This window comes from Aquabacter sediminis, assembly GCF_028863665.1.
Classification (GTDB): Bacteria; Pseudomonadota; Alphaproteobacteria; order Rhizobiales; family Xanthobacteraceae; genus L1I39.
Map to the genome: position 1 here is coordinate 150,988 of NZ_JARBFX010000007.1, position 15,178 is coordinate 166,165.

Genomic DNA, 15,178 nt, shown 5'->3' on the forward strand with positions numbered 1-15,178 from the left:
GCGGCTTTGCCGCGCTTGGCGCCTCAGGCGGCCACGCGATGAAGCTGGCCTTCGGCTTCCAGGTCCGCGTCCACCATGATCTTGACCAGCTCGTCGAACGAGGTGCGGGGCTCCCAGCCCAGCTGGCGCTTGGCCTTGGAGGCGTCGCCGATGAGCAGGTCCACCTCGGAGGGACGCAGATAGCGCGGGTCGAACTCCACGAAGTCGGCCCAGTCGAGGCCGACGCGCTGGAAGGCGCGGTCGAGAAAGTCGCGCACGCTCCAGGTCTCGCCGGTGGCCACCACATAGTCGTCCGGCTGGTCCTGCTGGAGCATCAGCCACATGGCTTCTACATAATCCTTGGCGTAGCCCCAGTCGCGCTTGGCGTCGAGATTGCCGAGATAGAGCTTCTTGTCCTTGCCGGCCAGGATGCGGGCGAGGCCCCGCGTGATCTTGCGGGTGACGAAGGTCTCGCCGCGGCGCGGGCTCTCATGGTTGAACAGGATGCCGTTGGAAGCGTGCATCCCATAGGCCTCGCGATAATTGAGGACCTGGTAGTGGCCATAGACCTTGGCGCAGGCATAGGGGCTGCGCGGATGGAAGGGCGTGGTCTCCGACTGCGGGATGGCATGCACCGCGCCGTACATTTCCGAGCTGGAGGCCTGGTAGAAGCGGATCTTCTGCGCCGCGTTGCCGGCCACGGTGCGGATGGCCTCCAGGAGGCGCATCACCGACACGCCGCTCACATCGGCGGTATAGACCGGCTGGTCGAAGGAGACGCGGACGTGGCTCTGGGCGGCCAGGTTATAGACCTCGTCCGGCTCCACGATGTCGATGATCTTCTCCAGCCGGCTCCCGTCGGCGATGTCACCGTAATGGAGCCGCATGGGCGCGCCTTCCTCATGGAAGTCGCGGTAGAGATGCTCGATGCGGCCGGTATTGAAGGAGGAGGAGCGGCGGATGATGCCGTGGACCTCATAGCCCTTGGCGATCAGCAATTCCGCCAGGTACGAACCATCCTGGCCAGTGATGCCTGTAATGAGGGCCTTCTTCATGGGCGTCGCTCCTCGACGGCGGCGCGCGCAAGGGGGCGTCCGGTCTGCGATGGGGAGACGCGACGGACAAGAGCCCCACCGGCCGGCCCGGAACCGCGCCGCACGGGCGGACGGTAGGGGGCTGGGGCGGGGCGGGGCCAAGCCTGCCGCGCGGCGTTTGCGCGGCACATAAGCCCATCCCGCAGTCCCCGGCAAGCCGGGTGCGACGCTTTTAGGACAGTGCGAAAAAGGCGGCTCAGCGGCTCCGGCGGGCGTGGACACGCACGGGCTGGAGGACCATCTGCGCGGGAAGCTGCCGCGCCGCGCGTCGACCGCCGCGTCCGTCATCCTCGCCCTCCGACATGAGCATCACCGCGAAGCCCATCTGGGCGCTGGCGAAGGTCAGGCCCATGGCGAAGGCCAGGATGCCCAGCGCGAGCGGGCCGTCAGCGGAGGACTGGAGCAGGCTGCCGAGCCCATGGATGTCGAAGGCGACCAGCGCGCCGACAAAGACCGCCGCTACGGCAAAGCCGATGGCAGCGTGACGGGCCAGGAAGACCACCAGACGGGGCATGACATTCCTCCTCACAGGCGGGGGGATCTCCTCACAGACGCGAGCCTTGGCCGCGCGCAAGTGAAACGACAGGAAGAATGGTGCGCCGTCCGCGCACCCCTGTCCATGGTCCTTTCGCAGCGTAGCAGGACAACCTGATCCGCTTTGGGGCCAAATCCCGCCATTGTGAACCCTGCGGCAAGCCGTGCAGGCTGTCCTGCGGGCAAGGGAACCGGGGGGCTGCTATGCTAATGACTGACGAGTCAGTCAGTGAAGGTGCCGGGATGCCGCGAACGGAGGAAGAAGCCGGCAAGGGGATGCGCCGCGCGCGTCCGGCACTGGGGCCGGAACAGCGGGCCGCGCGCCGACAGGACATATTGAAGGCGGCTCTGGAGGAATTCTCCCGCTGTGGCTTCGGCGCGGCGCGGCTGGAGGATGTCGCTCGCGCGGCGGGCGTCGCCAAGGGCACCCTCTATCTCTACTTCCCCAACAAGCAGGCCCTCTTCGAAGGACTGGTGAAGGAGAATATCGCCCCGGTCATGGCCGATGCGGCCGATCTCGTCCCGCATTTCTCCGGTCCGACGCGTGATCTCGTCCGCCTCCTGGCCGACCTCCTGGTGGACCGCGTGCTGCACGGCCCGGCGGCGGGCGTTCTGCGCCTGATGATCGCGGAGGGCGCGCGCTTCCCCGAGCTGGCGGCCTTCCATCACCGCGAAGTGGTGTCCCAGACCATGCCCCTGGTGCGCGCCGTCATGGAGCGCGGGCTTGCCCGCGGCGAAATCACCTCCGATGCCGCAGTGCGCTTCCCGCAGATGGTGTTCGCCCCGGCCCTGACGGCGCTGGTGTGGAATTCCCTGTTCGGCGCCTTCGATCCCTTGGACACGCGCGCCTTCGTGGATGCCAGCGTGGACACGCTGCTGCGTGGCCTCGGCGAGCGGGGCCCGTCATGAGCGCCCGTCGCTTCGGCCTTCCCGCCGCCCTCGCTCTTGCCGTCGTCGCGGCCCTGGCGCTGGAGGGCTGCGCACGGACGCCGGAGGGGGAGTTTTCCGGCTATGTGGAAGGCGACCTTCTCTTTATCGGGCCGCAGGAGGCGGGCCGCGTGCTGCGTCTGCCGGTGGCGGAGGGCACCGCCGTCGCCCCGGGAGCCGTGCTGGCGGAACTGGAGCCGGACATCCAGGCGGCCGACCTTGCCGCCGCCGCCGCCATGCTGGCGGAAGCGCAGGCCAAGCTCGCGCGCCTGAAGGCCGCCGCCCAGCGCCCTGAGGAGGTTGCCATCCTGGAGGCGAGCGAGCGACGGTTGACCACGGCGCTCGATCTGTCGCGCATCGAATTGAACCGCCAGAAGACCCTGGTGCCCAAGGGCGCGTCCTCCCAGGCCAATCTCGACACCGCCCAGCACAGCTATGACCAGGCGCAGGCGAGCCTTGACGAGGTGCGCCGGCAGATCGATGTGGCCCGCATCGCCGGCCGCGACGAGGACATTGCCGCCGCAGAGGCCGCCGTGCGCAGCGCGTCTGCCAACAGGGACGCGGCGCAGGTTCGCCTCGACCGCCGCATATTGAAGGCGCCGCGCGCGGGCACGGTGCAGACCCTCTATTTCCGGCCCGGCGAGCTGGTGCCCGAGGGCAAGCCGGTGGTGTCCGTGCTGCCGCCGGACCTCATCAAGGTGCGCTTCTTCGTGCCGGAAGCCCAATTGCCCAAGGTGGCGCTGGGGGCGAACGTGGCCGTCCAGTGCGACGGCTGCCCGCCCTTGAGCGCGCAGGTGACCTTCATTGCCAGCAGCGCGGAATATACCCCGCCCGTCATCTATAGCCGCGAGGAGCGGGCCAAGCTCGTCTATCTGGTGGAGGCGCGGCCCTCCGATCCCGCCGCCGCGCGGCCCGGCCAGCCGGTTACGGTGCGGCTTGCGGGGGGCACGCCGTGAGCGCGCCGGACCCCATCGCCATCGAGGTGGAGGGGCTGTCCAAAAGCTTTGGCGGGCGCCGCGTGGTGGATGACCTGACCATGCGGGTGCGGCGAGGCCAGATCTACGGCTTCCTCGGCCCTAACGGCTCGGGCAAGACCACCACCATCCGCATGCTGTGCGGCTTGCTGACCCCCGATGCCGGACGCGGCACGTGCCTTGGCTATGACATTCTCACCCAGGCGCGGGAGATCCGCAGCCATGTGGGCTACATGACCCAGCGCTTCTCCCTCTATGCGGACCTGTCCGTACGGGAGAATCTGGAATTCGTCGCCCGCCTTTATGGCGTGCCCCGCCCCGAGGCGGCGGCGCGGGCGGCCTTGGAGCGGCTCGGGCTGGAAGGGCGGGGTCGCCAATTGGCGGGGGAATTGTCGGGGGGCTGGAAGCAGCGGCTCGCGCTCGGTGCCTGCATCCTCCCGCAGCCGCAGCTGCTCCTCCTGGACGAGCCCACCGCCGGCGTCGACCCCAAGGCGCGGCGGGAATTCTGGGCGCAGATCCATGCCCTGGCGGCGGAAGGCCTCACCGTGCTGGTCTCCACCCATTACATGGACGAGGCGGAGCGCTGCCACGAGATCGCCTATGTGGCCTATGGGCGCCTGCTGGCCCAGGGGCGGGTGTCTGACGTGATCGCCGCCTCGGGCCTTGCCACCTTCACCGTGGAGGCCACTGGCGCGCAGGTGGACAGCGCGGCGCTTGCCGCTCTCGCGCGGGAGCTGGAGGCGGCGCCCGGCATCGGCATGGTCGCCCCCTTTGGCACCTCCCTCCATGTCTCCGGCCATGACCTTTCGGCGCTGGAGGCGGCCATCGCGCCGTTCCGGGAGCGGCCGGGCCTCGCCTGGCGGGCGGATCAGCCCACCCTGGAGGACGTATTCATCGACCTGATGGGTCAGGCTTCCGACAACATGGCCGCCCCGCCGTCCGGGGGCGCGGCGCCATGAGGGAGACGCTCGGCTTCCTGCGGCGGGTCGCCGCCATGGTGCGCAAGGAGTTCATCCAGCTGCGGCGGGACCGGGTGACGTTCGCCACCATGATCTCCATCCCGCTGCTGCAACTGGTGCTGTTCGGCTATGCCATCAACACCACGCCGCGCAACCTGCCCACCGCCGTGCTGGTGCACGAGAACAACGAGGTCACCCGCTCCATCCTCGCCGCCATCCGCAACACCGCCTTCTTCGCCTTCACCCGCGAGGCGGCGAGCGAGGCGGATGCCGAGCACATGATCCGCTCGGGCGAGGTGCTGTTCCTGGTGGAGATCCCCTCCGGCTTCGAGCGCGCGCTGCGCCGGGGCGAGACGCCCCAGCTCCTGGTGGCCGCGGATGCCACCGATCCCGTGGCCTCGGCGAACGCGCTCGGCGCCTTGTCCGGCCTCGTCTCCACCGCGCTCATCCGCGCGCGCTTCGTGGAGGGGCAGGATGCCGCGCCCTTCGAGATCGTCCAGCACCGGCGCTACAATCCGGCCGGCGACAGCCAGCTGAACATCGTGCCGGGGCTGCTGGGCACCATTCTCACCATGACCATGCTCATCTTCACCGCCCTCTCGGTGACCCGGGAGGTGGAGCGCGGAACGATGGAGAGCCTGCTCTCCATGCCCATCCATCCGGTGGAGATCATGCTGGGCAAGATCATCCCCTATGTGCTGGTGGGGGTGATGCAGGCGGTGCTGATCCTGGCGGCGGGGATGGTGCTGTTCGGCGTGCCGGTGGAGGGCTCGCTCTTCCTGCTGACGGGGGTGACGCTCATCTTCATCACCGCCAACCTGTCCATCGGCTACACCTTCTCCACCCTGGCGCAGAACCAGCTCCAGGCGGTGCAGATGACCTTCATGTTCTTCCTGCCCAACATCCTCCTGTCCGGCTTCATGTTTCCCTTCGCGGGCATGCCGGTCTGGGCGCAATGGATCGCCGAGGGGCTGCCGCTCACCCATTATCTGCGCATGGTGCGCGGCATCCTGCTGAAGGGCTCCACGGCCGCCGACCTGACCTTCGACACCGGCATGCTGGTGGTGCTCATGGGGGTGGCCATGGCCATCGCGGTGGCCCGCTTCCGCCAGACCCTGGACTGACCGCGGCCGGGCCCTCGCCCGGGCCCTCGCCCGGGCCGTTCCCCCGCGCCCCGCCACGCTTTCGCTTGGCGCGCGCCATGCTTTCGCCACGCCTGCGCGGCCCCCCGCGACATTCCTGCGCACCTGACGTGCCGGGGAAGGCAAACCTCTTGGCGCGTCTGGAAACCCAGGCCTCCGCAACGTCCCGGGTGCGGCAAAGCCGCCACATCCGGGGCTTCCCTACCTTTGATTTGCATCAAAGCCAAAGAATGGCGCGGCCCCAATTTGGCCCAAAGCCAGCAGAGCGGTCGGTGCCGCTCCGCGAACGGGGTTGACCAATGTCCATCGTGCAGACACCGATCAAGAGGATGACGGCCGGCGAATTCGGCCTGCTGATCGTCTTTGCGGCGCTCGGCTTCCTGTCCATCGTGGTGGCGGCAAAGGCCCATACGACGGCCTATTCGTTCCACGCCTTCCTTTTCGCGGCGGCCTCCGTCGCGGCGGTGTTTGCCATCGGCAACCGCTACATGGACCGCCCGGCGGAATTGCCGCCGCAGACCATCAACGGCAAGCCCAATTACAATATGGGCCCGGTGAAGGTGGCGACCCTCGCCGCCGTGTTCTGGGGGCTGGCCGGCTTCACGGTGGGCGTGGTGATCGCGCTCCAGCTGGCCTATCCGTTCCTGAATTTCGACCTGCCGTGGATCTCCTTCGGCCGCATGCGGCCGCTGCACACCTCGGCGGTGATCTTCGCCTTCGGCGGCAACGTGCTTCTCGCCACGTCCTTCTACGTGGTCCAGCGCACCAGCCGCGCGCGCCTTGCCGGTGACCTGGCGCCCTGGTTCGTGATCCTCGGCTACAATTTCTTCATCGTCGTCGCGGGCACGGGCTATCTGCTGGGCATCACCCAGGGCAAGGAATATGCGGAGCCGGAATGGTATTCCGACCTGTTCCTGACCGTGGTGTGGGTGACCTATTTCGCGGTCTTCCTGCTGACCATCCTGAAGCGCGAAGAGCCGCACATCTATGTGGCCAACTGGTTCTATCTCGCCTTCATCGTCACCATCGCGGTGCTGCATCTCGGCAACAACACCACCATTCCGGTGTCGCTGTTCTCGCCCAAGTCCTACATCGTCTGGTCGGGCGTGCAGGATGCCATGGTCCAGTGGTGGTACGGCCACAATGCGGTGGGCTTCTTCCTGACCGCCGGCTTCCTGGCGCTGATGTACTATTTCATCCCCAAGCGCGCGGAGCGGCCGGTCTATTCCTACCGCCTGTCCATCGTGCACTTCTGGGCGCTGATCTTCCTCTACATCTGGGCCGGCCCCCACCACCTGCACTATACGGCCCTGCCAGACTGGGCGCAGACGCTGGGCATGACCTTCTCCATCATGCTGTGGATGCCCTCCTGGGGCGGCATGATCAACGGCCTGATGACGCTCTCGGGCGCCTGGGACAAGCTGCGCACCGACCCGGTCATCCGCATGATGGTGGTCTCGGTCGCCTTCTACGGCATGTCCACCTTCGAAGGCCCGATGATGTCGGTGAAGGCGGTCAACTCGCTCAGCCACTACACCGAATGGACCATCGGCCACGTGCATTCCGGCGCGCTGGGCTGGGTCGCCTACATCTCCTTCGGCGCCATCTACTGCCTGGTGCCCTGGCTCTGGAACAAGCGTGAGATGTATTCCGTGAAGGCCATCAACTGGCACTTCTGGGTCTCCACGCTCGGCATCGTGCTGTACATCTGCTCCATGTGGGTGGCGGGCATCCTGCAGGGCCTGATGTGGCGTGCCTATACGGCGCTCGGCTTCCTCGAATACTCGTTCATCGAGACCGTCGAGGCCATGCACCCGCTCTACGTGATCCGGGCGCTTGGCGGCATCCTCTTCCTGGCCGGCGCCGTGATCATGGCCTGGAACGTGATCATGACCATCCGCAGCCCCGAACTCGCCACCGAGGCGAACACGGCGGCGCTCGCCCCCGCCGAATGACGGAGACCTCCATGTCGACCAAATCTGCTTCGATCTGGAGCAAGCATGCCATCTTCGAGAAGCACAGCTACTGGCTGCTTCTCGGCGTGCTCCTGGTGATCTCCGTGGGTGGCCTCGTGGAGATCGTGCCCCTCTTCTACCTGAAGAGCACCATCGAGAAGGTGTCGGGGGTCCGCCCCTACACCCCGCTGGAGCTGGCCGGGCGCAACATCTATGTGCGCGAGGGCTGCTACAACTGCCACAGCCAGATGATCCGCCCGCTGCGCGACGAGGTGGAGCGCTACGGCCACTATTCGCTGGCGGCCGAGAGCATGTACGACCACCCCTTCCAGTGGGGCTCCAAGCGCACCGGCCCGGACCTTGCCCGCGTGGGCGGCAAGTATTCGGACCAGTGGCAGCTGGACCATCTGAGCAATCCCCGCTCGGTGGTGCCCGCCTCCATCATGCCCGGCTACCCCTTCCTGGCCCGCACCCCGCTGGATGCCAAGCACATTGCCGACGACATGAAGGTGCTGCGCATCGAGGGCGTCCCCTACACGGACGACATGATCGCCAATGCCCAGGACGACCTGCGCACCCAGTCCACCACGGACGCCGACGGCGCGGATGCCCTCCAGGCCCGCTATCCCAAGGCGCAGGTGCGTGACTTCGACGGCAACCCCGCCGAGCTGACCGAGGCCGACGCGCTCATCGCCTATCTGCAGATGCTGGGCACGCTGGTCGACTTCAAGCTCTACGACAACAAAGCCAACGTGAGGTAGCCCCCATGCGCGACCTCTATATGAGCCTTGCGAGCTTCGCACAGACCTGGGGCCTGCTGCTGTTCTTCTTCGGCTTCCTCGGTGTCATCGCCTATGCCTACTGGCCCTCGAAGAAGCAGAAGAAGAACTTCGACGAAGCGGCCCAGATCCCGCTGAAAGAGGATTGATCCCGTGAGCACCGCGCACGACAGCCATGACGGAGCCGTGGACAACGCAACGGGCGTCTCCACCACCGGCCACGAATGGGACGGCATCCGTGAACTGAACAACCCCCTGCCGCGCTGGTGGCTGTGGGTGTTCTACGCCACCATCGTGTGGGCCTTCGGCTATTGGGTCCTGTACCCGGCCTGGCCCCTCATCTCCAGCCACACCACCGGCCTCTTGGGCTGGAACTCCCGGTCGGCGGTGGCGCTGCAGCTGCAGGATCTCCAGGCGCTCCGCGCCGAGACCAGCACGCGCCTGACCAATGCCTCGCTGGAGGAGATCGAGAAGACCCCCGACCTGCTGGCGCTCGCCCGCGCCGAGGGGCGTGTGGCCTTCGCCGACAATTGCGCGCCTTGCCACGGGGCGGGCGGCGGCGGCGCCAAGGGCTTCCCCAACCTCAACGACGACGATTGGCTGTGGGGCGGCACGCTGGCCGACATCCAGCAGACCATCACCCACGGCATCCGCTCCGGCGACGAGGAAGGCCACCAGGGCAACATGACCCCGTTCGGCGGCGTCCTGTCCAAGGCGGACATCTCGGCGGCGGCGGACTATGTGCTCTCTTTGTCGGGGGCAGGTCCCGCCGACACGCCGAGCGCCAAGAAGGGGGCGGCCGTGTTCGCCGCCAATTGCGCGGTCTGTCACGGTGCCGATGGCAAGGGCAAGCAGGAGCTGGGGTCCAAGAACCTCACCGACGGCATCTGGCTCTATGGCGGCGACAAGGCCACCATCATGCAGACCATCACCAATGGCCGCGGCGGCGTGATGCCCGCCTGGGCCGGGCGCCTCTCGCCCACCACCATCAAGGCGCTCACCGTCTACGTGCACACGCTCGGCGGCGGCCAGTAGGCCACCGCTCCAGCCTCGCGCCAGCCAGGTGTGAGATACGGGCGCGCCCCGGCTGGTCGGCCGGGGCGGCCTGTTCCGCGAAGGGGGCCCGCCGGCTCCCCGGTCGCGGGTCCGAAGGGCGGCGCCGCAGGTGGCGCCCCCCGATCATCCCGCCCTTCAAAGGGTGGGAAAGGGTTTTGAACCATGACCGCTCCCGCCGTGAAGACGAAGACCCCGCCCGCCGCAGCGGCCAGCGCCGATGACGCGCCGCTCTACGAGGCGCGGCGCCAGATCTATCCCCAGAGCGTGCGCGGTCGCCTGCGCACCATCAAGTGGGTCGTCCTCGCGATCACGCTCGGCATCTATTACTTCCTGCCCTTCGTGCGCTGGAACCGCGGCCCCGGCGCCCCCGACCAGGCGGTGCTGATCGATTTCCCCGCTCGCCGCTTCTATTTCTTCTTCATCGAGATCTGGCCGCAGGAATTCTATTACGTCGCCGGCCTCCTGATTCTCGCCGCCCTCATCCTGTTCCTCATGAACGCGGTGGCCGGGCGGGTGTGGTGCGGCTATCTGTGCCCGCAGACGGTGTGGACCGACCTCTTCATGGCCGTGGAGCGCCTCATCGAGGGCGACCGGCGCCAGCGCATGGTGGAGGATGCCGGCCCCTGGACCCTCGACAAGTTCGCCCACAAGCTGATGAAGCATTCCGTGTGGCTGCTGATCGCCTGGTGGACGGGCGGCGCCTGGGTGCTCTATTTCGCCGACGCCCCCACCCTGGTCTACGAACTGGCCACCTTCCAGGCGCCGACCGTCGCCTATGTGGCCATCTTCACCTTGACCTTCACCACCTATTCGCTGGCCGGCCACATGCGCGAGCAGGTGTGCACCTATATGTGCCCCTGGCCCCGCATCCAGGCGGCGCTGACCGACGAATATGCCCTCAACGTCACCTATCGCTATGACCGCGGCGAGCCGCGCGGCTCGGTGAAGAAGGCGGCCGCCGCCCGCGCCGAGGGCAAGCCCGCCGGCGACTGCATCGACTGCCACCAGTGCGTGAATGTCTGCCCCACCGGCGTCGACATCCGCCAGGGCCTGCAGCTGGCCTGCATCCAGTGCGGCCTGTGCATCGACGCCTGCAACAACATCATGGACAAGGTGGACCGCCCGCGCGGCCTCATCGCCTATGAATCGGAGGCCAATCTCGAGGCGCGGGTGGCCGGCAAGCCGGCGGTGCGCCGCATCGTGCGCCCGCGCACCATCCTTTACACCGCCCTCATCGTGTTCGCGGGGGGGCTGATGCTGTTCACCCTCATGAACCGCGCCACCGAGGGCCTCAACGCCATCCATGATCGCAACCCGCTGTTCGTGAAGCTCTCGGACGGGTCGCTGCGCAATGCCTATACGCTGCGCCTCATCAACAAGGACCTGGCCGAACGGGCCTTCGTGCTCACCGTCACCGGCGTGCCGGGCGCCACCTTGTCGGTGGTGGGCACGGATGCCGGGCCGGATGGGGAAGTGGTCACGGTGGGGCCGGACCAGACCCGCGAAGTGCGGGTGCTGCTGACCACCAAGGACCGCCTCGCGCCCGGTGCGTCCCTGCCGGTGACGTTCCAGATCCGCGACCAGAAGAGCGGGGCGACCGCCACCGCCGCTGACCACTTCATCGGCCCGTGACGGGCGGAGGACAGGCCATGGCCAAGACCGCATCTCCCCACGCCGCTCTCCAAGCCTCCCGCCCCGCCGGGCGGCGCCCGGGCGAACTGACCGGCCGCATGGTCCTGGCCATGTTCCTGGGCTTTTTCGGCGTCGTCATCGCCGTCAATGTGGTGATGGCGCGCTATGCGGTCAGCACCTTCGGCGGCGTGGAGACGGAAAGCTCCTACAAGGCGGGGCTTGCGTTCCGCTCGGAGGAGGACGCCGCCGCCCGCCAGGGCGCGCTGGACTGGGCGGTGAACGTGGCCATCGCCCCCTCCGACACATCCGACCGCCGCCTGACGGTGGAGGTGAAGGACGCCGCCGGCCGGCCGCTCAACGGCCTTGAGGTGCGGGCCGAGTTCAGCCATCCCACCGATGCCCGCCAGGATGTGGAGACCACCCTCGTCTCCCTCGGACAGGGCCGCTACGGCGCCGAGGTGCAGGCCCATCGCGGCCAATGGGACCTTGTGCTTGATCTCTCGCAAGGCGGGCAGCGCCAGTTCCGGTCCAAGAACAGGATTGTCATGAAATAGCCGCCGGCCCCGCCCGGCCCGGCAAGATCGAAGCGAACATGTCCGAGGCAGTCGACTATTCCATCTTCCTGGCGCGCGATGCGCAGGGCCATGCCGAGATGAGCCTCGCGGTGGATGGAATCGACTGCGCCGCCTGCATCGGCGACATCGAAACCGGCATTCGCGCCCTGCCGGGCGTGGTGAAGGCCCGGCTCAACTACACCACCCATCGCCTCACCGTCGCCTGGGACGGGGAGGGGGCGCCGGCTGAGGTGGTGGATCGCCTCCAGGCGCTCGGCTATCGCGCCCATCCCTTTGCCGGCCGCGCCGAGGAGAGCGAGGCGCGCCACGCCCAGTGGCTGCTGCGGTGCCTGGGGGTGGCGGGCTTTGCGGCCATGAATGTGATGCTGCTGTCGGTGTCGGTCTGGTCCGGCAACGTCACCGACATCACGCCCGAGACCCGCGATCTCTTCCACTGGCTTTCTGCCTTGATCGCGCTGCCCGCCGCGGCCTATGCCGGCCAGCCCTTCTTCCAGAGCGCCTATCGCGCCGTGCGCACGCGGCGCCTCAACATGGACGTGCCGATCACCATCGGCGTGATCCTGGCGCTCGGCATGTCGGTGGTGGAGACGGCGCTCCACCAGGAGCACGCTTATTTCGACAGCGCGGTGATGCTGCTCTTCTTCCTGCTGGCGGGGCGCTATCTGGACCATGAGGCGCGCCGGCGCACCCGCGCGGTGGCCGGCAACGTGGCCGCGCTTCGGGGCGAGATGGCCCATCGCCTCGGCCCCGACGGGGTGCCCGTGCGCGTGCCGGTGCAGGCCTTGGCGGCTGGCGACCATATTCTGGTGGCTTCCGGCGAGCGGATCGGCGCCGATGGCGTGGTGGCCGCCGGCGTCTCGGCGGTGGACGAGGCGCTGGTCACGGGGGAGACCTTGCCCCGCCCGGTGGGTCCCGGCGCGCCCGTCTATGCCGGCAGCCTCAACGGGGCCGGCGCACTGACAGTGACGGTGACGGCCGGCGGCGAGGGCACGCTCATCGACGATGTGCAGCGCCTCCTGGATGGGGCCACCAGCGCCCGCAATTTCTATGTGCGCCTCGCCGACCGGGTGTCGCGCCTCTATGCCCCCATGGTGCACCTGACCGCGCTGCTCGCCGCCATTGGCTGGCTCCTGCTGGGCGCCAGGCTCCACCATTCGGTGATGATCGCCGTGGCGGTGCTCATCATCACCTGTCCTTGCGCCCTGGCGCTGGCGGTGCCGGTGGTGCAGGTGGTGGCCACCGGGCGCCTGTTCCGCGCCGGCCTGCTCATCAATGCCGGCGACATGGTGGAGCGCCTCGCCACGGTGGACACGGTGGTGTTCGACAAGACCGGCACCCTGACCTTACCGGAGCCGGAACTGCGCTTGCCCTGCGGGGCCGATCCCGTGCTGGTGGCTGCGGCCGCGCGCCTTGCGCTGTCGAGCCGCCATCCTCTTGCGGTGGTGCTCGCCCGCCGTGCCGCCGCCGCGCCCTTGGGCGAGGTGACGGAATGGCCGGGCCAGGGCATCAGCGCGATGATGGACGGGCAGGAGGCGCGCCTCGGCAGCCTCGCCTTTTGCGGTGCGCCGGCACCGGCGGACCTGCCGGCCACCGCGTCCCTCATCGCCTTTCGCCTGGGCGCGCGCACCCTGGTGGTGGGCATCGACCAGGACGTGCGGCCCGATGCGGCCGACGTGGTGGCGGGCCTGAAGGCGCGTGGCCTCGACGTGCGCATCCTTTCCGGGGACCGGCCCGAGGCCGTGGCCCCCGTGGCGGCGCAACTCGGCATCACGGATTTCGAAGCCGGGCTGAAGCCGGCGGACAAGATCGCGGCGCTGGACGCCCTGAAGGCCGCCGGCCGCAAGGTGCTGATGGTGGGCGACGGGCTCAATGACGCCCCCGCCCTCGCGGCGGCGGATGTCTCTCTGTCCCCCGCCACCGGCGCGGCGGTGACACAGGCGCAGGCCGACGCGGTGTTCCTGGGCACCAACCTCTCCCCCGTGGAAGCGGCCGTCGACGGGTCCCGCGTGGCCCGTCGCCTGATGCGGCAAAACCTGGCCCTGGCCGTGCTCTACAACCTCATCGCCGTTCCCCTGGCGGTGCTCGGCCACGTGACGCCCCTGGTGGCGGCGCTGGCCATGTCCGGCTCCTCCATCCTGGTCACGCTCAACGCCCTGCGCGCCGCGCGCTTCGGACGGCCGGTGATCGCCGTGCCGCAAGAGAGCCAGGAGAGGGCGCTCCCGGCGGGCGCGGAGGAGGCTGCCGCATGAATGTCCTGCTTTATCTCGTCCCGCTTGCCCTCGGCCTTGGCCTCGCCGGCCTGTTCGCTTTCCTGTGGAGCCTGAAGAGCGGGCAATATGAGGATCTGGACGGGGCTGCATTGCGGGTCCTGTCGGATGACGATCTGCGCGAGGAGCCCCGCAAATGAGGCGGGCGGCCCGCATCGGCGAACCGCGGGCCGGCATGCTCGTCTGCGTGTGCGATCCCCAACTGGACGTGCCGGCCAATGACAACCGGTCCCGCCCGGTGCCGCGCCTCGCTTTGGTGCTGGGCTTCGCCTTTGCCGTGCTGGCCCAGACGCTGGCCTCCGGCCTCCTGCCCATGGCGGGCGCGCTGCTGGCGCCGACGCCCGCCCTGATCCCCGTGCCGTTCGCCGCCATGATGGCCGGCGCCCTCCTCGCCTCTTTCCCCGCCTCCTTTCTCGGCGATGCGTTCGGCCGGCGCACCGGCTTTGCCCTGGGCGCTTCGCTGGGCATCGCCGGCGGCCTTCTCCTGGCGCTCGGGCTGATGCAGCGTCAGTTCGTCTGGGTCAGCTTGGCGGCTCTGTGGCTGGGCATGGCGCAGGGATTTTCCTTCTTCTACCGACACGAGGCGGCCGCTTCCGCCGGTCGGCCCGCGGCGGCCGCCGCCGGCGTGCTGGCGGGCGGAATGCTCGCTGCGCTGGCGGGTCCCACGCTGGCGGGCGCGGCGGAATGGCTGTTCGCGCCCTTTTTCCTCGTGGGTTCCGCCCTGCTGGCGGCCCTGGCCCATACCTGCGGCCTCGCGGTGGCGGTGTGGTATGCGCCCAATGCGGCGCCCCGCCTCTCGCCGGCCCGGCCCGCGCCGCTCAAGGCCATCGCTCTGCCCACCTTGGTGGGCGCCCTCGCCTGGGGCGGCATGAGCTTCGTCATGGCCGATGCGCCCCTGGCGCTGATGGGCTGCGGCATTGGCGAGGGGGCCGTGTTCGGCTTCCTGGCGCTGCATGTGGCGGCCATGTATGCCCCCGCCGCCGGCATCGCCTTCATCGCGCACCGGCTGCCTGCCATTCCCCTGGCCATCGGCGGCCTCCTCCTGGTGACCATCGCCATCCCCTTGATGCGCAGCGGCGACACCCTCGTCCTGACCGCCGCCCTGATCCTGGTGGGGGCTGGCTGGTCGGTGGCGACGGTGGGGTGCACCGGCTGGCTCTATGCAGGCCGGCCTCCGGCGCGCCTGGCTTTGGCGCTGCATGATGGCGCGCTGTTCGGCGCCGCCATTCTCGGAGCGCTGGCCTCCGGGCGCCTGCTCTGAGGCTGGCGCTCTCCCGTTTCGCGCCTGTTTTCCGTAAGTTGGGT

Annotated in this window: 15 protein-coding genes; 13 read left to right on the forward strand and 2 right to left on the reverse strand. The window is 68.7% G+C overall.

Features of this window, described 5'->3' with window-relative positions:
- Nucleotides 1-23: 23 nt before the first annotated feature.
- Nucleotides 24-1,034: a GDP-mannose 4,6-dehydratase gene (gene gmd, locus PV781_RS15945; protein ID WP_274776619.1), complete on the reverse strand. Its 1,011-nt coding sequence runs from the start codon at nt 1,032-1,034 to the stop codon at nt 24-26.
- 235 nt (nt 1,035-1,269) lie between these two features.
- Nucleotides 1,270-1,587, reverse strand: coding sequence for a hypothetical protein (locus PV781_RS15950; RefSeq protein ID WP_274776620.1), 318 nt, complete (start codon nt 1,585-1,587; stop codon nt 1,270-1,272).
- Between the two features lie 263 nt (nt 1,588-1,850).
- Here PV781_RS15950 and PV781_RS15955 point away from each other — a divergent pair, with 263 nt between their 5' ends.
- The 13 genes from PV781_RS15955 to PV781_RS16015 all read left to right on the forward strand — a co-directional run bounded on the left by PV781_RS15955 (nt 1,851) and on the right by PV781_RS16015 (nt 15,134).
- A complete protein-coding gene (locus PV781_RS15955; RefSeq protein WP_274776621.1) occupies nt 1,851-2,516 on the forward strand; it encodes a TetR/AcrR family transcriptional regulator in 666 nt (221 codons plus the stop codon).
- Nucleotides 2,513-3,490, forward strand: coding sequence for an HlyD family secretion protein (locus tag PV781_RS15960; protein WP_274776622.1), 978 nt, complete (start codon nt 2,513-2,515; stop codon nt 3,488-3,490). Before PV781_RS15955 ends, PV781_RS15960 begins: the two co-directional genes overlap by 4 nt.
- Nucleotides 3,487-4,467, forward strand: a complete 981-nt coding sequence (locus tag PV781_RS15965; RefSeq protein WP_274776623.1) for an ABC transporter ATP-binding protein — start codon at nt 3,487-3,489, stop codon at nt 4,465-4,467. Before PV781_RS15960 ends, PV781_RS15965 begins: the two co-directional genes overlap by 4 nt.
- Nucleotides 4,464-5,591 (forward strand): ABC transporter permease, encoded by a 1,128-nt coding sequence (locus tag PV781_RS15970; protein WP_274776624.1) that lies wholly within the window; start codon nt 4,464-4,466, stop codon nt 5,589-5,591. Before PV781_RS15965 ends, PV781_RS15970 begins: the two co-directional genes overlap by 4 nt.
- A 347-nt stretch (nt 5,592-5,938) precedes the next feature.
- Entirely contained in the window at nt 5,939-7,564 is a 1,626-nt protein-coding gene (ccoN, locus tag PV781_RS15975) for a cytochrome-c oxidase, cbb3-type subunit I (RefSeq protein WP_274776713.1), read from the forward strand.
- Nucleotides 7,565-7,575: 11 nt separating this feature from the next.
- On the forward strand, nt 7,576-8,325 hold the full coding sequence (ccoO, locus tag PV781_RS15980; RefSeq protein WP_274776625.1) for a cytochrome-c oxidase, cbb3-type subunit II: 750 nt from the start codon (nt 7,576-7,578) through the stop codon (nt 8,323-8,325).
- A gap of 5 nt (nt 8,326-8,330) precedes the next feature.
- Nucleotides 8,331-8,492, forward strand: a complete 162-nt coding sequence (locus PV781_RS15985) for a cbb3-type cytochrome c oxidase subunit 3 (RefSeq protein ID WP_209104400.1) — start codon at nt 8,331-8,333, stop codon at nt 8,490-8,492.
- A gap of 4 nt (nt 8,493-8,496) precedes the next feature.
- Entirely contained in the window at nt 8,497-9,378 is an 882-nt protein-coding gene (gene ccoP, locus PV781_RS15990; RefSeq protein ID WP_274776626.1) for a cytochrome-c oxidase, cbb3-type subunit III, read from the forward strand.
- Between the two features lie 183 nt (nt 9,379-9,561).
- Entirely contained in the window at nt 9,562-11,031 is a 1,470-nt protein-coding gene (gene ccoG / locus PV781_RS15995; protein WP_274776627.1) for a cytochrome c oxidase accessory protein CcoG, read from the forward strand.
- Between the two features lie 17 nt (nt 11,032-11,048).
- A complete protein-coding gene (locus PV781_RS16000) occupies nt 11,049-11,585 on the forward strand; it encodes a FixH family protein (RefSeq protein ID WP_274776628.1) in 537 nt (178 codons plus the stop codon).
- Between the two features lie 38 nt (nt 11,586-11,623).
- On the forward strand, nt 11,624-13,855 hold the full coding sequence (locus tag PV781_RS16005; protein ID WP_274776629.1) for a heavy metal translocating P-type ATPase: 2,232 nt from the start codon (nt 11,624-11,626) through the stop codon (nt 13,853-13,855).
- Entirely contained in the window at nt 13,852-14,013 is a 162-nt protein-coding gene (ccoS, locus tag PV781_RS16010) for a cbb3-type cytochrome oxidase assembly protein CcoS (RefSeq protein ID WP_274776630.1), read from the forward strand. Before PV781_RS16005 ends, ccoS begins: the two co-directional genes overlap by 4 nt.
- Complete coding sequence (locus PV781_RS16015) at nt 14,010-15,134, forward strand: hypothetical protein (RefSeq protein ID WP_274776631.1); 1,125 nt, start codon at nt 14,010-14,012, stop codon at nt 15,132-15,134. Before ccoS ends, PV781_RS16015 begins: the two co-directional genes overlap by 4 nt.
- The last annotated feature ends 44 nt before the right edge of the window (nt 15,135-15,178 follow it).